General features: G+C 60.6%; 19 protein-coding genes. 13 read left to right on the top strand and 6 right to left on the bottom strand.

Going from position 1 to position 18,212, the window contains the following annotated elements:
* Nucleotides 1–12 precede the first annotated feature (12 nt).
* Nucleotides 13–978 carry a type II secretion system F family protein gene (locus tag AC1DXW_RS21130; protein WP_477757056.1) on the top strand — a complete coding sequence of 322 codons (966 nt, stop codon included), beginning with the start codon at nucleotides 13–15 and terminating at the stop codon, nucleotides 976–978.
* Nucleotides 979–1,178: 200 nt separating this feature from the next.
* Here AC1DXW_RS21130 and AC1DXW_RS21125 read toward each other — a convergent pair whose 3' ends face one another.
* The 5 genes from AC1DXW_RS21125 to AC1DXW_RS21105 all read right to left on the bottom strand — a co-directional run bounded on the left by AC1DXW_RS21125 (nucleotide 1,179) and on the right by AC1DXW_RS21105 (nucleotide 7,044).
* On the bottom strand, nucleotides 1,179–1,448 hold the full coding sequence (locus AC1DXW_RS21125; RefSeq protein ID WP_477754731.1) for a DUF3613 domain-containing protein: 270 nt from the start codon (nucleotides 1,446–1,448) through the stop codon (nucleotides 1,179–1,181).
* A gap of 18 nt (nucleotides 1,449–1,466) precedes the next feature.
* Nucleotides 1,467–2,180, bottom strand: coding sequence for a tetratricopeptide repeat protein (locus AC1DXW_RS21120; RefSeq protein ID WP_477754730.1), 714 nt, complete (start codon nucleotides 2,178–2,180; stop codon nucleotides 1,467–1,469).
* Between the two features lie 119 nt (nucleotides 2,181–2,299).
* Nucleotides 2,300–3,523: a type II and III secretion system protein family protein gene (locus tag AC1DXW_RS21115; RefSeq protein WP_477754729.1), complete on the bottom strand. Its 1,224-nt coding sequence runs from the start codon at nucleotides 3,521–3,523 to the stop codon at nucleotides 2,300–2,302.
* Nucleotides 3,524–4,114: 591 nt separating this feature from the next.
* A complete protein-coding gene (locus tag AC1DXW_RS21110; protein WP_007991629.1) occupies nucleotides 4,115–4,522 on the bottom strand; it encodes a PA2817 family protein in 408 nt (135 codons plus the stop codon).
* A gap of 74 nt (nucleotides 4,523–4,596) precedes the next feature.
* Nucleotides 4,597–7,044: an acyl-CoA dehydrogenase gene (locus AC1DXW_RS21105; RefSeq protein WP_477754728.1), complete on the bottom strand. Its 2,448-nt coding sequence runs from the start codon at nucleotides 7,042–7,044 to the stop codon at nucleotides 4,597–4,599.
* Nucleotides 7,045–7,247: 203 nt separating this feature from the next.
* On the opposite strand from AC1DXW_RS21105, the gene AC1DXW_RS21100 reads away from it, so the two are divergent.
* The 4 genes from AC1DXW_RS21100 to AC1DXW_RS21085 all read left to right on the top strand — a co-directional run bounded on the left by AC1DXW_RS21100 (nucleotide 7,248) and on the right by AC1DXW_RS21085 (nucleotide 10,415).
* Complete coding sequence (locus tag AC1DXW_RS21100; protein ID WP_477754727.1) at nucleotides 7,248–7,907, top strand: transglutaminase-like domain-containing protein; 660 nt, start codon at nucleotides 7,248–7,250, stop codon at nucleotides 7,905–7,907.
* A 43-nt stretch (nucleotides 7,908–7,950) separates the two neighbouring features.
* Nucleotides 7,951–8,574: a glutathione S-transferase family protein gene (locus AC1DXW_RS21095; RefSeq protein WP_477754726.1), complete on the top strand. Its 624-nt coding sequence runs from the start codon at nucleotides 7,951–7,953 to the stop codon at nucleotides 8,572–8,574.
* A 132-nt stretch (nucleotides 8,575–8,706) separates the two neighbouring features.
* Nucleotides 8,707–9,639: an ABC transporter ATP-binding protein gene (locus AC1DXW_RS21090; protein WP_477754725.1), complete on the top strand. Its 933-nt coding sequence runs from the start codon at nucleotides 8,707–8,709 to the stop codon at nucleotides 9,637–9,639.
* Nucleotides 9,636–10,415, top strand: a complete 780-nt coding sequence (locus AC1DXW_RS21085) for an ABC transporter permease (protein ID WP_008054107.1) — start codon at nucleotides 9,636–9,638, stop codon at nucleotides 10,413–10,415. Before AC1DXW_RS21090 ends, AC1DXW_RS21085 begins: the two co-directional genes overlap by 4 nt.
* A 154-nt stretch (nucleotides 10,416–10,569) precedes the next feature.
* On the opposite strand, the gene AC1DXW_RS21080 is transcribed toward AC1DXW_RS21085, so the two are convergent.
* Nucleotides 10,570–11,085 (bottom strand): DUF2062 domain-containing protein, encoded by a 516-nt coding sequence (locus AC1DXW_RS21080; protein ID WP_477754724.1) that lies wholly within the window; start codon nucleotides 11,083–11,085, stop codon nucleotides 10,570–10,572.
* A 135-nt stretch (nucleotides 11,086–11,220) separates the two neighbouring features.
* Here AC1DXW_RS21080 and AC1DXW_RS21075 point away from each other — a divergent pair, with 135 nt between their 5' ends.
* The 8 genes from AC1DXW_RS21075 (at nucleotide 11,221) to murB (ending at nucleotide 18,075) form a co-directional block, all read left to right on the top strand.
* A complete protein-coding gene (locus AC1DXW_RS21075; RefSeq protein ID WP_477754723.1) occupies nucleotides 11,221–13,446 on the top strand; it encodes a DNA internalization-related competence protein ComEC/Rec2 in 2,226 nt (741 codons plus the stop codon).
* 107 nt (nucleotides 13,447–13,553) lie between these two features.
* Nucleotides 13,554–14,189 (top strand): MotA/TolQ/ExbB proton channel family protein, encoded by a 636-nt coding sequence (locus AC1DXW_RS21070; RefSeq protein ID WP_477754722.1) that lies wholly within the window; start codon nucleotides 13,554–13,556, stop codon nucleotides 14,187–14,189.
* A complete protein-coding gene (locus AC1DXW_RS21065) occupies nucleotides 14,186–14,614 on the top strand; it encodes an ExbD/TolR family protein (protein WP_477754721.1) in 429 nt (142 codons plus the stop codon). Before AC1DXW_RS21070 ends, AC1DXW_RS21065 begins: the two co-directional genes overlap by 4 nt.
* Nucleotides 14,614–15,624: a tetraacyldisaccharide 4'-kinase gene (gene lpxK, locus AC1DXW_RS21060; protein ID WP_477760410.1), complete on the top strand. Its 1,011-nt coding sequence runs from the start codon at nucleotides 14,614–14,616 to the stop codon at nucleotides 15,622–15,624. The genes AC1DXW_RS21065 and lpxK overlap by 1 nt, the downstream gene beginning before the upstream one ends.
* A gap of 24 nt (nucleotides 15,625–15,648) precedes the next feature.
* On the top strand, nucleotides 15,649–15,834 hold the full coding sequence (locus AC1DXW_RS21055; protein ID WP_003179363.1) for a Trm112 family protein: 186 nt from the start codon (nucleotides 15,649–15,651) through the stop codon (nucleotides 15,832–15,834).
* Entirely contained in the window at nucleotides 15,831–16,595 is a 765-nt protein-coding gene (gene kdsB / locus AC1DXW_RS21050; protein WP_477754719.1) for a 3-deoxy-manno-octulosonate cytidylyltransferase, read from the top strand. Before AC1DXW_RS21055 ends, kdsB begins: the two co-directional genes overlap by 4 nt.
* Entirely contained in the window at nucleotides 16,595–17,059 is a 465-nt protein-coding gene (locus AC1DXW_RS21045) for a low molecular weight protein-tyrosine-phosphatase (RefSeq protein WP_477754718.1), read from the top strand. Before kdsB ends, AC1DXW_RS21045 begins: the two co-directional genes overlap by 1 nt.
* Nucleotides 17,056–18,075, top strand: coding sequence for a UDP-N-acetylmuramate dehydrogenase (gene murB / locus AC1DXW_RS21040; protein WP_477754717.1), 1,020 nt, complete (start codon nucleotides 17,056–17,058; stop codon nucleotides 18,073–18,075). Before AC1DXW_RS21045 ends, murB begins: the two co-directional genes overlap by 4 nt.
* The last annotated feature ends 137 nt before the right edge of the window (nucleotides 18,076–18,212 follow it).

The raw sequence follows: 18,212 nt of genomic DNA, 5'->3' as shown, positions 1-18,212 counted from the left end.
GAGGTACAGGTCATGGATTTTTTGCTCGGATTGTTAAGTCGGGTCACAGGGAACGAGGAGCTGGCGCGCCTGTTGTTCCTTGGCGCAATCGGTTTGAGTACGGTGCTTGCGGTCGGCGCCGTCATCTTGCTGATGCAGGGTCTTCAGGACCCGGTGCAGCGTCGTCTGGCGCTGATCAAGCGTGGTCATTTAGGCAACACGACCGGGCAGGAAACTCCGGGTAACCTGCAATTGTTGCTGGAGCGGGTCGGCCAGCGCTTTGCCTCGGCGGGGTCGGCTCAAACGTCCGTCACCCAGACCCTGTTGATGCATGCGGGATACCGCTCCTCATCGGCGGCGCAGGTGTACTGGGCGGTACGCTTGATGTTGCCACTGTTATTAATGGGTATTGCGTTGCTGCTGTTGCCGATGATTCCCAAGGTTTCCCTGATCATGGGGCTGCTGTTGGTGGTCTTGGTGGCCGGTATCGGATGGTTGCTGCCAGCGCTGTATGTCGCCAAGCGCAAGCAGTTGCGACAAGGTCGGCTGCGTGCGGCGTTTCCGGATGCGCTGGATCTGATGGTGGTGTGCGTGGAGTCGGGCCTGGCCTTGCCCACGACCATCGAACGAGTGGCTGAGGAGATGTCGGTCAGTCAGGTCGAGCTGGCTGAAGAACTGGCCATGGTCAATGCACAAATCCGTGCGGGCATTTCCAGTACCGAGGCGCTCAAGCAACTGGCTGTGCGCACTGGCCTAGATGACGTGCAAGGGCTTGTCAACCTGTTGGCGCAGAGTATCCGCTTTGGTACCAGCGTGGCCGACACCTTGCGTATCTATGCCGATGAGTTCCGTGACCGGCGTACGCAGGCCGCCGAAGAGATGGGGGCGAAAATTGGCACCAAGATGATATTTCCGCTGATTTTCTGTCTGTGGCCGAGCTTCTTCTTGATAGCCATTGGCCCCGCCATGATCGGGGTACTCAAGGCATTCGGTAAGTGAGCAGGGGTGGCTTGCTGTCGAACAGGATGGCTGTACTGCATAAGAATGGGGTGGAGTAGGTGAACGGAGTGTATTCACTCCAATCGCTTGCTCCACCTTGTAGTACCTGGACTGTATTTTCCTGCACTCGTGATTGAGCCTGGCTTTTTAGCCAGGCCATTCCGGACTACGCCAGAGGCTGATCACCCCATCGACCTGCCTCAGTTGCCGATGGTCATTTGTCCCGCTGCATCCTGGTCATAAAATTGCGGAATTGGGTAGTTGAAGCTGTTCAGCCAGCGCTGCATGGCCAGGTCACGTTCGGTGGCCGAAGCGGTTTGCAGGTGAGGGGAGGCAACCACACCGCGAATCTGCAGCTGCAACCACTGTTCGGTGCCTTGTTGATACGGCGAAGAGGGGCCCGGCTCGATAGCCCAGGCAGTGGTGGACAGGCAAGCCGTGCACAGGATCAACAGCCGTTTGGTATTCATCTCGACTCCTCGTACGTTCTACTTGTTCGCACTGGAAGAGGCATCGGCTACCTCAGCCTTGCGATTGCCATCGGTAGCCACCACTTTATTGGCGGAGGCCTTGAGTTTTTCCGCGCGGGTTTGAGCCTCTACGACTTGCCTGGGGCTCAAGTCGGCGCGGGTCACGAGTTCGGCGGCGGCCTTCCAGTTATCCTGGTAGATCAGCAGCGTCACCATATTGAGTGCCGCCAGTGTGTTTGCCTGCTTGAGCTCCATGGCGGTCATGAACTCGAAGCGTGCTTCAGGGATCCGGTGCTGATTGAGGTAGACGACCCCCAGGTCATTGCGCATCCTGTCGTCGGTGGGGGCCATCTGCACCGCACGCTCAAGGTGAGTGGCAGCGCTGGCGTTATCATTTTTGGCGGCGGCCAGTTGGCCCAGGCCAAGTTCCCCTTCAGCTGCCAGACAGGTGCCGAGCAAGCTTTCGTACAACGGCTGCGCGTCGCCGCTACGCCCCATCAAGCGCAGCACCCGAGCCTTGCGCAGGCGGACCTGGACCAGGTTATCGGGCATTCCTTCCAGATTCGCCAGGCTGGCATACAAACGGCCTTCGTCGGCCATGCTGTCGGCCAGGTTCAGGGCCAGTTCTTGCTCCGAACCGGGCTTGGCACAGCTGGCCGGTCGCGAAGACAGGCCATTGCTGGCACAACCGGCGAGCATTAATGTCGCCGCTATGGCAATGACTGCTTTCATCGAATGTCCCCTGGCTACAACAAGATGAACGCCTGGCCAATGGCAATAAGGCTGGCCCGGCAAGCGTGCAAAGTCACCGTCAGGCGTGAGGGCGAGGCCAGACTGGTTCAGGCTCCGATTCATTGCGAGAGCCCGCTGCGACTGTCGAAGTCGCCATTTTCCAGGAAAAACATGCGGTAGAAGTTCGGGTCGTAATTGCGCAGCTGCTCGCCAGGCAATGACGGCAGTTGTGCATTGGCCGCCAGTGGCTGGACCAGATGCGGGGTGACGATCATCAGCAGTTCGCGCTCTTCGCGGTTGATGGTGTTGTCGCGGAAAAACGCGCCCAGAACCGGGATATCGCCCAGCCCCGGAAACTTGTTCACCTGGGAAGTGTTGCGGGAGCTGATCAGGCCGCTGATGACGAAGCTTTCGCCGTCGGCCAGGGAGATGCTGGTGTCGGTACGGCGCACGGTCAGGGCCGGGACGACCGTGCCGGCGATGCTCACGGCGTTGGTGAAGTCCAGTTCACTGACTTCCGGCGCCACCTTCAACGCGATTCGGTTTTTCCCGATGATGGTTGGCGTCAGAGTCAGGCGGATACCGAATTCCTTGTACTCGATGGACACGTTATCGCTGCCTGAACTGGGCACCGGAATCGGTATTTCACCACCGGCCAGGAAACTCGCACTCTGCCCGCTGAGCGCTACCAGGCTTGGCCGCGCCAGGGTGTAGGCGAAACCGCTGCCTTCCAGCGCATTGAGCGCCACCAGGGTATTACCGGTAGCAAAAGTGAGGTTGAAGTTGTTGTTATTCACCGGTACCACCGGCGTGACAATGCCGCCGATGGTGGGCAGGGTTCTCGGCGAACCGAACAGGAAGTTGCCGCGAATGCCGAAAATCGACGCGGAGGCTTCCTTGAGTTTGGTCCGGCTGACTTCAACGAAGCGGATATCGGTCTGCACCTGGCTCGGCAGCAGCGGGTCGTCGGAAGGCACCGACGGCACGCTGGTCAGCGCCGACGTGGCCTTGCCCTTGACGAACACCATGCTCTGGCGCGGCGTTTTCGAACAGGCGGTCCAGACCATCAGGCTGGTGGTCCCTGGTGCAAGGCCCGTGAGTATGAACGCGCTGCTGCCGCTGGGTTGCACGTCGGCAATCTTCGGGTCACCCACCGCCAGTTGCGTTACCGGAACGGGGCTGCGCAGTTCACTCTGCAGCCCCTGACCGACCTCGTACGTTGTCGGCCAATTGTCCAGTTGCGGGCAATTGGCTGGCGCGGCCTGAGCCGCATCCACGCTGAGGCCCATCCAGAACAGGCCATGGATAATTCGCTTGAAAGCGGGCTCGGTACGAAGGCTCATTAAGTACATCCTCACTGGATAGACCGTCTTTAGGCGGACTGAGTTGTCTCGGATCACTTCACGGGGATCGGGCTATCCCCCCCAATGCGCCAGACCACTCATCCATGGCCCTGGCGTTATTCCTTGCGTGCTACACACGAGCGGGCGCGATTCGCTGATCTGGCGGGACAGCGAGCGACCTTTGCTGAAACGGTTTTTAGTGATCCGGATACCTGGACTGCCCGCCAGAGCGATACTTGCGCCTATGGGTCGACCTGGTTCCCCCGGAAAGTCATCGGCACTGAAGGTACAGAGCCGAAAAGCGCCTGCCAGGATCATGGTGAGGTAACTCCTTTTGCCAATCCGCTGTCTGATCACTGAAGCTGACGTGGAAAATCAAGCCGTCATGACTTCTTATTGTTTGAAGGTAGTTCAATCAAACCAAAGTGCCATGAATTTAAAGAAAAGCATTGGTGCAAAGGCTGGAGATAGGCGGGTGGGCAGAGTCGCAGCGCAGTGCGGTTGCCTGATGTTGACGGGGTGCGCTGAAGGCAATAAACAAAAAGGCCCGCATGCTCAAGCATGCGGGCCTTTGGCATCACTGATAGAAGATCAGTGCTTGCTGTCCTGGTTCGACAACGCCAGCAGCTGTTTTTCCTGGTTCCAGTCGAAAGGTTCGTCGTTCTGTTCGGCTTCGAAGCGGCGCTCTTCCAGTGCCTGATACAGGTCGATTTCTTCATCGGACAAGTAGTGCAGGCAATCACCGGCGAAATACCACAGCAGATCCCGTGGAATCAGGTGGGCGATTTGCGGATAACGGGAAATGACTTGAGTCAGGATGTCCTGGCCCAGGTATTGGCTTTCGATCGGATCGATCGGCAGTGACGCCAGCAATTCGTCGAAGCGCTCAAGGAACAAGGCATGGCTTTCTTCGGGAACCTGCTCGGCCTCACCTACGGCGACCAGGATGCTGCGCAGGTGGTCGAGTAAAACGAGATGATCGGCAACGATGTTGGACACGAGATAAGTCCTCAAGAGCAAAACGGGCGCGGGAGTATAAAGCGCCAGCGCCCGTTTTTACATGCTTGAAGGGATCAGCGGACTTTTCCCTTGGCCAGTGCCAAAGCCTTTTGGTCAAAGTCATCGACATCGATCACCTTGCGCCGGGCCGCTTCTGCTTCACGCAGGGTTTGGGCTTCCACCGGCTGCAACACGCCGGCCTCGAGGGCGGCATCGATCACCGACTCGCCGGCCAGCGGTTTGACCTGACCACTCTTGAGTGCCACATGCAGCTTTTTCTGCAATGGCTGTGCGGCGCTCAACAGATTGCAGGCGTGTTGCAATGCACCCACCGGGTCGTCGCTCGCTTGTGGGCGATAGCAACCCAGGAGCAATTCCTCCAGGGCAGGGTCGCCCTTGGCGCGGCCAATCAACGCAGCGACTTCAGCACCGAGTTTGTCCGATGGCCCTTTGTGCCGGCGACCGAACGGGAACACGATCACCCGCAACAGGCAGCCGACGACTTTGTTCGGGAAGTTATTCAGCAGCTCATCCATGGCCCGTTCCGCCTGGCCCAGGCTTTCTTCCATGGCCCAGGCCAGCAGCGGCGCCATGTACTGCGGTGAGTCGAGATCGTGGTAGCGCTTGAGCGCGGCAGAGGCCAGGTAAAGGTTGCTCAGCACGTCACCCAGCCGTGCGGACAGGCGTTCGCGGCGTTTCAGTTCCCCTCCCAGCAGCATCATGCTGAGGTCGGCGAGCAGGGCGAAAGCAGCGGACTGACGATTGAGTGCGCGGAAATAACCCTGGCTGAGCTTGTCGCCCGGGGTGTGTTCGAGGTGGCCGAAACCGAGATTGAGCACCAGTGTGCTGGCGGCGTTGCTCACGGCAAAACCGATGTGCTTGAGCAGCAGGTCATCGAATTCTCTGAGCGCCTGATCCTTGTCTTCACGGCCGGCGAGGGCCATTTCCTTGAGCACGAAGGGATGGCAGCGAATTGCGCCCTGGCCGAAGATCATCAGGTTGCGCGAGAGAATATTCGCGCCTTCGACGGTGATGAAAATCGGCACGCAGTTCCATTTGCGACCGAGGTAGTTGTTTGGCCCCATGATGATTGCCTTGCCGCCGTGCACGTCCATCGCATCGCTGAGGCAGTCGCGGCCGCGCTCGGTCAGGTGGTACTTGAGAATCGCCGACAGCACCGACGGTTTCTCGCCCAGGTCGACCGCATTGGCGGTCAGCATGCGGGCGGCGTCCATCATCCAGGTGTTGCCGCCAATGCGCGCCATGGCTTCCTGAATGCCTTCGAACGCGGCAATCGGCACATTGAACTGCTCGCGAACCTGAGCGTATTGGCCCGTCACCAGACTGGTGAACTTGGCCATGCCGGTGCCCACCGCCGGCAGGGAAATCGAACGCCCGACCGACAGGCAATTCATCAGCATCATCCAGCCTTTGCCGAGCATCTCCTGGCCGCCGATGAGGAGCTCCAGCGGGATGAACACGTCCTTGCCTGAATTCGGGCCATTCATGAATGCGGCGCCCAACGGCAGATGCCGGCGGCCGATCTCGACACCGGCGGTGTCGGTCGGAATCAGTGCCAGGCTGATACCCAGGTCATCTTTGTCGCCCAGCAGGTGATCCGGGTCGTAAGCCTTGAAGGCCAGGCCGAGGAGGGTGGCCACCGGGCCGAGGGTGATGTAGCGCTTTTCCCAGTTCAGGCGCAGGCCGAGGACTTCCTGACCCTGCCATTCACCTTTGCAGATCACTCCGGAGTCCGGCATGCCGCCGGCGTCGGAGCCGGCCAGCGGGCCGGTAAGGGCAAAGCACGGGATATCGTCGCCGCGTGCCAGGCGTGGCAGGTAATGATTGCGTTGTTCGTCGGTACCGTAATGCAGCAACAGTTCGGCCGGGCCGAGGGAGTTGGGGACCATCACGGTGGTTACGAGGTCGCCACTGTGGCTCGCCAGTTTCATCGCCACTTGCGAGTGGGCATAGGCAGAGAAGCCCTTGCCGCCAAACTCCTTGGGGATGATCAGGGCGAAAAAGCCGTTGTCCTTGATGAAGGTCCAGACTTCCGGCGGCAGGTCCATGGTTTGACCGAGCTGCCATTCATTGACCATGGTGCAGAGTGTTTCGGTCGGCCCGTCGATGAAAGCCTGTTCCTCTTCATTCAATTGCGCTTTGGGATAGGACAGCAGTTTGCTCCAGTCCGGACGGCCACTGAACAGTTCGCCGTCCCACCAGACCGTGCCGGCGTCGATGGCGTCGCGTTCGGTTTGCGACATGGGCGGCAGGGTTTTCTGGAACCAGTTGAACATCGGTGCACTGAATAATTTGCGGCGCAGGTCGGGCAGCAGCAAGGGCGCGGCGACGGCGGCGATCAACACCCAGTAAACCAGCAACAACCAGCCCGGCGCACGGCTGAAAGCGCCCATTGCCACGATATAGACGGCCACGATGACCAGGGCGGGCAGCGGGGCGATGCGGCGGTGGGCCAAATAAGCAATCCCGACCAGCAGAACCAGTATCCACAACAACAGCATATTCATTCCTCCGTGAAACCAGGGCGAACCAGCCCACAGAGCTTAGACGGCATCCGCAAAACAGGCAGGTCACAGCGATGTGATTGGAATCGTGGGAAAGCGTTCATCGAGCGAGCGGCAAAGCGCCCATGTTTGGCCGAAACGTCGTTATCTCTGTGCTCAAGCGCTCGCTAGACTCGGGGCTTCCCCAGGAGATTATTCTCATGCACGAGTATCTGAGTCCCGGCCGCTTCATCGATAGTGACCACCCGTCCGTGGTGGAGTTCGCCGAACAACACCGTGGCGCCAGTCGCGATCCGCTTGCGCAGGCGATCAGTCTCTATTACGCCGTGCGCGAAGCGGTGCGCTATAACCCGTACACGTTCAGTCGCGATCCGCAAACCCTGCGCGGCAGTTATGCGCTGGCGGCCGGAGAGAGTTACTGCGTGCCCAAGGCCACGCTGCTGGCAGGTGCCGCGCGGCATTGCGCGATTCCCGCGCGGATCGGCCTGGCGGATGTGCGCAATCATTTGTCGACGCCACGGCTGCTTGAGTTGCTCAAGAGCGATATGTTCGCCATGCACGGCTACACCGAGTTCTATTTGCAGGATCGCTGGGTCAAGGCGACGCCAGCGTTCAACCGCAAACTCTGCGACCTGTTCAATGTGGCGCCGCTGGAATTCGACGGGATCAACGACAGCGTTTTTCATCCCTTCAACCGCGATGGCGCGAAGCTGATGGAGTACCTCGTCGATCACGGCCAGTTCGCCGACGTACCTGAAGCGTTCTTTTTCGAACACCTGGAAAAATGCTATCCGCACCTGTTCGGCGAGCAACAGCAACCGCTGCTGGGCGACATGCAGAGCGATTTGAGTCGCGCCTGATCCGGCGTATGCTGCCTGCCCACTTACCGAAAAAGAGGCGGTCATGCTGAAGATCTGGGGTCGGAAAAACTCGTCGAATGTCAGAAAGCCATTGTGGGCCGCCGAAGAACTGGGACTGGCCTACGAGGCCATCGATGCCGGTGGCGCCTTTGGTGTCGTCGATACGCCCGAGTACCGCGCGATGAACCCCAACGGTCGGGTGCCGGTGATCGAAGACGATGGCTTCGTGCTGTGGGAATCCAACGCCATCGTGCGTTACCTGATGGCCTTGCATGCTGACGGCACGGCCTGGTATCCGAACAATCCAAAGGCCCGCGCCACTGCCGATAAGTGGATGGACTGGACCACTTCGAGCTTTGCCGGTCCGTTCCGCACCGTGTTCTGGGGCGTGCTGCGTACCCCGGCAGACCAGCAGGACTGGCCCGCCATCAAGGCGGCAATCAAGGAATGCGACACGCTGCTGGCAATGGCCGATCAGGCGCTGGCCGCCAAACCCTACCTGTCCGGAGACGAGATCGGCATGGGCGATATTCCCCTGGGCAGTTTCATTTATGCCTGGTTCGAGATGCCGATCGAGCGTGCGCCRCAACCTCACCTGGAGGCCTGGTACGCACGGTTGAAACAGCGTCCGGCGTATCAAAAGGCGGTCATGACCGCGTTGACTTAATACTCACTATCGACACGCTTGACTGTACTTGTGTGGCGGCGACAAGCACCATTGTGCTGGTTCGCTGCGGTTGTATTGTTCGCCGCCGCCCATACTTATCCCTTTCTTCCCTTCTTGGTGCGTAAATCAGATATGAGTTCCGCTCTGTCCATCCGGCAGCTAACCAAAACCTACGGCAACGGTTTCCAGGCCCTGAGTGGTATCGATCTGGATGTCGCCGAAGGTGACTTCTTCGCCTTGCTCGGCCCGAACGGCGCCGGCAAATCCACGACCATCGGGATTCTCTCGACCCTGGTGAACAAGACCAGTGGCACGGTGAATATCTTCGGTCACGACCTGGACAGGAATCCTGCGCAGCTCAAACGCTGCATCGGCGTGGTGCCCCAGGAATTCAACTTCAACCAGTTCGAAAAGACCTTCGACATCGTCGTGACCCAGGCCGGCTACTACGGCATCCCGGCGAAAATCGCCAAGGAACGCGCCGAACAGTACCTGACCCAGCTCGGCCTGTGGGACAAGAAGGATGTGCCGTCGCGTTCGCTGTCCGGCGGCATGAAGCGGCGCCTGATGATCGCCCGCGCGCTGGTTCATGAGCCGCGCCTGCTGATCCTCGACGAACCGACTGCCGGGGTGGACATCGAGCTGCGTCGTTCGATGTGGAGCTTCCTCACCGAACTGAACAAGAAAGGCATCACCATCATCCTCACGACCCACTACCTGGAAGAGGCTGAGCAGTTGTGCCGCAACATCGGCATCATCGACCACGGCACCATCGTCGAGAACACCAGCATGAAGCAGTTGCTCAGCCAATTGCATGTGGAAACGTTCCTGCTGGATATGAAGAACACGTTGCAAGTGGCGCCGCAGTTGCTCGGCTACCCGTCCCGGCTGATCGACAACCACACCCTGGAAGTCCAGGTGGACAAGTCCATGGGCATCACCGCGCTGTTCACCCAGTTGGCGCAGCAAAACATCGAAGTGCTGAGCCTGCGTAACAAAACCAATCGCCTCGAGGAGTTGTTCGTGTCCCTGGTGGAGAAAAATCTGTCGAAGGTGGCGGTATGAGTTCCGAGCTACGCCCCAACCTCGTTGCCCTCAACACCATCGTTTACCGTGAAGTCCGGCGTTTCACCCGGATCTGGCCGCAGACCTTGCTGCCGCCGGCCATCACCATGGTCCTGTACTTCGTGATCTTCGGTAATCTGATCGGTCGGCAAATCGGCGACATGGGTGGCTTCACTTACATGGAGTACATCGTGCCGGGGCTGATCATGATGTCGGTGATCACCAACTCCTACGGCAACGTGGTGTCGAGTTTCTTCGGCAGCAAGTTCCAGCGTTCCATCGAAGAACTGATGGTCTCGCCGCTGTCGCCGCACACCATTCTGATCGGCTACACCCTGGGCGGCGTGCTGCGTGGCTTGATGGTGGGGATCATCGTGACCCTGCTGTCGCTGTTCTTCACCCATTTGCAGGTGCATCACCTGGGCGTGACCATTCTGGTGGTGGTGCTGACCGCGACGATCTTCTCGCTGCTGGGCTTCATCAACGCCGTGTTTGCGCGCAACTTCGATGACATTTCGATCATTCCGACCTTCGTGCTGACGCCACTGACCTACCTGGGCGGGGTCTTCTACTCGATCACCTTGCTGCCGCCGTTCTGGCAGACCGTGTCCCTGGCCAACCCGGTGCTGCACATGGTCAACGCATTCCGTTACGGCATTCTCGGCGTGTCGGATATCCGCATCAGCGTGGCGATCGCCTTCATGCTGGTGGCGACCGTGGTGCTGTATCTCGGTAGTGCACGGTTGCTGGTCAGCGGGCGTGGGATGCGTACTTGAAGACGACCGAGTCGTCTGCATCGCGAGCAAGCTCGCTCCCACACTCGATCCATGTCGCAAAGTAGATCCCCTGTGGGAGCGAGCTTGCTCGCGATGGCGTCAGCCCAGACACCGCAAAAAAAACGGCCTCCCAAGTGGAGGCCGTTTTGCATTCTCACATCCGGCTCTTCTTGCGCCGCTTCCATTGCCGGGCCACCCACCAGCGCCAATACATCATTACCAGGAAGTAGGCCAGCGCACCGAGTGCCAGCCCGGTTACTACCGAGCCCAATAGAAACGGTTGCCACAAGGTCGAGATTTCACCCCTGACCCATTCCCAGGTCAGCGAGTCCGGCAACTGCCGGGCGGGGACGTCCATCAGCCAGGCGCCGGTCTGGTAGGTGCAAAAGAACACGGCGGGCATGGTGATCGGGTTGGTCAGCCAGACCAGGCTCACGGCAATCGGCATGTTGCCGCGCACGATGATGGCGAGGATGGCCGCCAGCAGCATCTGCAGCGGGATCGGCAGGAACGCAGCGAACAGACCCACGGCCATGGCGCGGGCAACGGAGTGGCGATTGAGGTGCCACAGGTTCGGGTCATGCAACAGCGTGCCGAGAAAGCGTAAGGACTTGTGTTCCCTGATGCTCATCGGGTCTGGCATGTAACGTTTGAATAAGCGCCGGGGCATAAGGCTTCTCGGTCGGTCAGGGTGGCAAGTATGTCTGGATTCTATGAGCTGCCCATTCAGACTTTGTGACAATTATTGACGATGCCCATGCGACGGGCGGGCTAAGCCTTGGAGGGTACTCTCAAGGACGGGTTTATGCGCACAGGGATGATGGCGCTGGCGTTGGGTCTGCTGACCTTGCGTTTTTTACCGGCATTGCCGCCGGTCTGGTTGTGGCTGGCGATGCCGGTGGCGGGTTTGATGTTGCTGCCGTTCAGGACCTGGCCGGTGGCGTTTTACCTGTTCGGTTTGAGCTGGGCCTGCGCGAATGCGCAGTGGGCGCTGGATGACCGGTTGCCGCCGGCCCTGGACGGCGAAACCCGCTGGGTCGAAGGGCGGGTCACAGGCTTGCCCCGGCATGATGACGGTGTCGTGCGTTTCGAATTGACCGACATCCAGTCCCGACGTACCCGGCTGCCGCGGCAAATGCGGCTGGCCTGGTATGGCGGGGCGCCGGTGAACAGTGGCGAACGCTGGCGCCTGGCAGTCAAGCTGAAGCGCCCGGTCGGGCTCCTCAACCCGCAGGCATTCGACTACCAGGCCTGGTTGCTGGCACAACGCATCGGGGCGACCGGGACGGTGAAGGAGGGCGAACGCCTTGCGCCAGCCCGATGGGCCTGGCGCGATGCCATCCGTCAGCGTTTGCTGGCGGTTGATGCCCAAGGGCGAAGCGGCGCGTTGACGGCGTTGGTGCTCGGGGACGGTGCCGGGCTGAGTCGGGAAGACTGGCAGGTACTGCAGGACACCGGCACGGTGCATCTGTTGGTGATTTCCGGGCAGCACATCGGATTGCTGGCGGGAGTCGTGTATCTGCTGATCGCCGGCCTGGCCCGCTTTGGGCTATGGCCGAACCGTCTGCCATGGTTGCCCTGGGCGTGTGGCCTGGCATTCGCCGCTGCGCTCGGTTACGGGATGCTGGCCGGTTTCGGGGTGCCGGTGCGACGGGCCTGCGTGATGATTGGTCTGGTGTTGTTGTGGCGTCTACGGTTCCGACATCTCGGTGCATGGTGGCCGCTGTTGCTGGCACTCAACGGCATATTGCTGCTGGCGCCGCTGGCGAGTCTTCAGCCTGGTTTCTGGCTGTCTTTCGCGGCCGTGGCAGTCTTGATATTGACCTTCGGCGGCCGATTGGGACCGTGGCGCTGGTGGCAGACCTGGACCCGTGCCCAGTGGCTGATTGCAATCGGCCTTTGTCCGTTGTTACTGGCTTTGGGGTTGCCAATCAGTCTCAGTGGGCCGCTGGCCAATTTGTTCGCGGTACCCTGGATCAGTCTGGTGGTACTGCCACCGGCGTTGCTCGGGACGCTGTTGCTGCCGGTGCCTTACGTGGGTGAGAAATTGCTGTGGCTGGCGGGCGGCCTGATCGACGGGTGGTTCAGGGGATTGGAACTCGTCTCCGGTCAGGTTCCCGCGTGGGTGCCCGCAACAGTCCCGCTATGGGCCTGGGTAATCGGTGCCATTGGCGCCTTCTTGCTATTGCTGCCGCGAGGCGTACCGATGCGCCCGTTAGGGTGGCCCATGCTGTTGATGCTGGTTTTTTCGCCCAGGCCGATGTTGCAGGAACGCATGGCCGAAGTCTGGCAACTGGATGTCGGTCAGGGCCTGGCGATCCTGGTGCGCACTCGGCATCACACGATGCTGTATGACGCCGGACCGCGTTTCGGTGAACTCGACCAAGGGGAGCGGGTGGTGCTGCCGGCGTTGCGCAAACTGGGGGTGAAGGGCCTCGACCTGATGCTGATCAGCCACGCCCATGCCGATCATGCCGGCGGTGCCCGGGCAGTTGCCAAGGGCTTGCCGGTGAAACAGGTGGTCAGTGGTGAACCGTCAGACTTGCCGGTGGAGTTGCAGGCCGAGCGCTGTGAGAGCGGTCGGCAATGGACCTGGGACGGCGTCTATTTCCAGCTTTGGCACTGGCCATTGGCCGGCGACAGCAACCAGAACTCCTGTGTCTTGCTGATCGAGGCCAATGGCGAACGGTTGCTGTTGAGTGGCGACATTGATGCCGCCGCCGAGAGAGCCCTGCTGGACAGTCCATTGGCCCTGCCTATCGACTGGCTGCAGGCGCCACACCATGGCAGTCGCAGTTCGTCGTCCAGGGCCCTGCTGGATGTCCTGCAACCTAAAGGTGCGCTGATCTCCCGCGGGCAGGGCAATTCGTTTGGCCATCCGCATCCCACGGTCATCGCGCGTTATCAAAAACGTGGAATGGCGATCTACGACAGCGTCGAACAGGGTGCCATTCGTCTGCAACTGGGGCGCTCCGAGCCGCCGTGGTCAATGCGCCAGGAACGGCGTTTCTGGCGCGATCCGCCGCCCTAGGACCAATGACCGGGCATTATCAAAGCCCGACCGGTTGCGTCACCACGGTCTTCGGTGCTTGCCCCCCCTATGTTAGAGTGGCGCACTTTTTCGAGGGGACTGTCACTGTGTGGGAATTGGTCAAATCCGGCGGCTGGATGATGCTGCCGATCATTCTGAGTTCCATCGCGGCCATGGCGATCGTCGCCGAGCGTCTCTGGACCCTGCGCGCCAGCCGCGTGACCCCGGAGCATTTGCTCGGGCAGGTCTGGGTCTGGATCAAGGACAAACAGCTCAATAAGGAAAAACTCAAGGAACTGCGCGCCAACTCCCCGTTGGGCGAGATCCTGGCGGCCGGCCTGGCCAACTCCAGACATGGTCGCGAGATCATGAAGGAGTGCATCGAAGAGGCCGCTGCCCGGGTGATCCACGAGCTGGAGCACTACATCAACGCGCTGGGCACCATCGCCGCCATGGCGCCGTTGCTGGGTCTGCTGGGTACCGTGTTGGGCATGATCGATATCTTCAGTTCGTTCATGGGCACGGGCATGACGACCAACGCCGCAGTGCTGGCCGGCGGTATTTCCAAAGCCTTGATTACCACGGCTTCGGGCCTGATTGTCGGTATCCCCTCGGTGTTCTTCCACCGGTTTCTGCAACGGCGCATTGATGAGCTCGTCGTGGGCATGGAGCAGGAAGCCATCAAGCTGGTTGAAGTGGTGCAGGGCGACCGTGACGTTGATCTGGCTGAGGGCAAAGCGTGAAATTCCGCCGCAAGCAACGGGAGAACGTGGACATCAACCTCGTGTCGCTGATTGACGTGGTGTTTGTCCTGCTGCTGTTTTTCGTGGTGACCACCACCTTTACCCGTGAAACCCAGTTGCGCGTCGATCTGCCGGAAGCCGTCAGCGGCACACCCGCCGACGATCAGAGCAAGCCTTTGGAGATCGCCATCAGCGCCGATGGTGTGTACTCGGTGAACAACCAGATCCTGCCCAAAAGTGACCTGGCCTCGTTGATGGACGCGCTGCAAAAAGCAGCCAACGGCGACACTAACCGACCGCTGTCCATCAGCGCTGATGGCAAGACTCAGCATCAGTCCGTGGTGACTGCCATGGATGCGGCCGGCAAACTCGGTTTCAGTCACTTGCGCATGACCACCATCGAAGCGGCGCCCCCCGCGTCCTGATGGCCATGTCCGATCGATTGCTGGCCGCGTGGTACGCGGGTCATCCGGCCCTGAAGCTGTTGCAGCCACTGGAGTGGCTGTACCGGCGCGTGGTCATGAACAAGCGCAAGCGCTTTTTGGCGGGTGAGGGCGAGATCTATCAGCCGCCGGTGCCGCTGATCGTGGTCGGCAACATCACCGTGGGTGGCACCGGCAAGACGCCGCTGATTCTATGGATGATCGAGCACTGCCAGCGCAGCGGCCTGCGGGTCGGCGTGGTCAGCCGCGGCTACGGCGCCAAACCGCCGCAATTGCCATGGCGAGTTGAAGCCGAACAAAGCGCCGACATCGCGGGTGACGAGCCGTTGTTGATCGTCCAGCGCACGGGTGTGCCGCTGATGATCGACCCAAATCGCAGCAACGCTGTCAAAGCGTTGCTGGCCAGTGAGCCGCTGGACCTGATCCTGTCTGACGACGGCATGCAGCACTACCGCATGGCCCGCGACCTGGAACTGGTGTTGATCGACGCCGCTCGCGGCCTGGGCAACCGTCGTTGCCTGCCTGCCGGGCCATTGCGTGAACCGGTCGAGCGCCTGCAAAGCGTCGACGCGGTGCTCTACAACGGTGCCGCGACTGACCGCGATGATGGATTTGCCTTTCAATTGCAATCCACCGCGCTGGTCAATCTGCGCAGCGGCGAACGGCGCCCCCTCGACCACTTCCCCAGCGGCCAGGCCCTGCACGCGGTGGCCGGCATCGGCAATCCGCAACGTTTCTTCAAGACCCTCGAAACGCTACACTGGCAGCCGGTTCCACATGCGTTTGCCGACCACGCCGAATACAGCGTGGAGGCTTTGAATTTCACGCCGTCATTGCCGTTGGTGATGACGGAAAAAGACGCGGTGAAATGCCGTGCCTTTGCCGCCGCCGACTGGTGGTACCTGGCGGTCGATGCCGTGCCGTCGCCGGCCTTCGTGGCCTGGTTCGACACACAGCTGATGCGCCTGCTGCCGGCTCGTTTGTTGCCTTAAATCCGTTTTTTCCAGGGAATGCTCATGGACACCAAATTGCTCGATATCCTCGCTTGCCCGGTCTGCAAAGGCCCGCTCAAGCTCAGCGCCGACAAGACCGAGCTGATCAGCAAGGGCGCAGGCCTGGCCTACCCGATTCGCGACGGCATCCCGGTGATGCTCGAATCCGAAGCGCGCACCCTGACCACCGACGAGCGCCTGGATAAATGACTACAGCCTTTACCGTCGTCATTCCGTCGCGTTTCGCCTCTACCCGCCTGCCGGGCAAGCCACTGCTGCTGATCGCCGGCAAGCCGATGATCCAGCACGTCTGGGAACAGGCGAGCAAAAGCGGTGCCGAGCGTGTGGTAGTCGCCACCGACGATGCGCGCATTATCGAGGCCTGCAAGGGCTTCGGCGCCGAAGTGGTACTGACCCGTGAAGACCACAACTCCGGCACTGATCGCCTGGCCGAAGTCGCGATGAAACTGGGCCTGGCGCCCGATGCCATCGTGGTCAACGTACAGGGCGACGAACCGCTGATCCCGCCAAGCGTGATCGACCAGGTGGCCGCCAACCTGGCTGCTCATACCGAAGCGCGCATGGCCACCCTGGCCGAGCCGATCGAAGACGTGGACACCCTGTTCAATCTCAACGTGGTCAAGGTCGTCAGCGACCTCAATGGCCTGGCGCTGACGTTCAGTCGTTCCACTTTGCCCTGGGCGCGGGATGCGTTCGCCGTGAACCCTGAGCAGTTGCCCGAAGGTGTGCCGTATCGCCGCCATATCGGCATTTATGCCTACCGCGCCGGTTTCCTGCAGGACTTCGTCAGCTGGGGTCCATGCTGGCTGGAAAACACCGAGTGCCTGGAACAGCTGCGTGCCCTGTGGCATGGCGTGCGGATCCATGTGGCCGACGCACTGATCGCGCCGCCAGCCGGTGTCGATACCGTTGAAGACCTAGAGCGCATTCGTCGCCTGCTGGAGAAGTGATGCGGGTTCTGTTTGTCTGCCTGGGCAACATCTGCCGCTCTCCCACGGCCGAAGGCGTGCTGCGGCATAAGTTGCGCGAGGCCGGCTTGGCCGATCAGGTTGAAGTGGCCTCCGCAGGCACCGGCGACTGGCATGTCGGCAAGGCGCCGGACCAGCGCAGTCAGGCCGCGGCGAAGCTGCGTGGCTATGACTTGTCCACCCAGCGCGCCCGGCAAGTCAGCCGCGCCGATTTCGCCACCTACGATCTGATCCTGGCGATGGACAACAGCAACCTGCGCAACCTCAAGGCCTTGCAGCCGGCCAAGGGCAAGGCCGAACTCGACCTGTTCCTGCGCCGTTACCAGTCGCCAGTCGATGAAGTGCCGGACCCGTACTACGACGGCGAGCAAGGCTTCGAGCAGGTGCTTGACCTGATCGAGCACGCCAGTGATTTACTGGTGATCGAATTGAAGGGACGGTTATGAGTTTGCAGGTTCAATCGCAGGTTTCGCTCAAGCCGTTCAACAGCTTTGGCGTGGACGTTGAGGCTCGGCTGTTTGCCGAGGCCCATAGCGACACCGATGTGCGCGAAGCCCTGGCCTATGGGCTGAAACACGAGGTTGCGGTGCTGGTGATTGGCGGTGGCAGCAACCTGCTGCTGACGGCGGATATCGATTCGCTGGTGCTGCGCATGGCCACTCGCGGAATTCGCGTGCTGAGCGATGACGGCAGCAAAGTGGTGATTGAGGCCGAGGCGGGCGAGCCTTGGCATCCCTTTGTGCAACACACACTGTCCCTGGGGTTGTCCGGCCTGGAAAACCTCAGCCTGATTCCCGGCACCGTCGGCGCGGCACCGATGCAGAACATCGGCGCCTATGGGGTCGAGATCAAGGACGTGTTCGCCGGCCTGACCGCCCTCGATCGCCAGAGCGGCGAACTGCGCGATTTCAGCCTGGCGGAGTGCAACTTCGCTTACCGCGACAGCCTGTTCAAGCAGGAGCCGGGGCGTTGGTTGATCCTGCGTGTGCGTTTCGCCCTCGACCGTGCTGCGCATTTGCATCTGGAGTACGGTCCGGTACGTCAGCGCCTGACCGAACAAGGCATCGAGCATCCAACCGCCAGCGATGTCAGTCAGGCCATTTGCAGCATCCGCAATGAAAAACTCCCGGACCCGGCCGTACTCGGCAATGCCGGCAGCTTCTTCAAAAACCCTCTGGTGTCGGCGGCGCTGGCTGCACGGCTCAAGGGCGAATACCCGGACCTGGTGGCCTATGCGCAACCCGACGGGCAGATGAAGCTGGCCGCCGGTTGGTTGATCGAGCGGGCAGGGTGGAAGGGTTTCCGTGAGGCTGACGCTGGCGTGCATAAATTGCAGGCGCTGGTGCTGGTCAACTATGGCGGCGCAACGGGCCTGCAATTGCTGAACCTGGCGCAGCGCATCCAGAAAGACATTTTCGAGCGTTTCCATGTCGATCTGGAAATGGAACCAAACCGCTATTGAGTTAGGGGGCGTTCTCAATTAGTTTTCACGCCGCGCCGGGCCTGCTGTTGTGCAGGGCAAGGCGCGAGAAGCGTGGTTTGGTCATTCCAAATAAGCTTCGAGCAACGCAGCCCGGCCCGTTTTAAGGCACAACCCGA

This window comes from Pseudomonas sp. P4_C4 (assembly GCF_056402055.1).
This window is presented reverse-complemented; position numbering and strand designations above follow the sequence as displayed.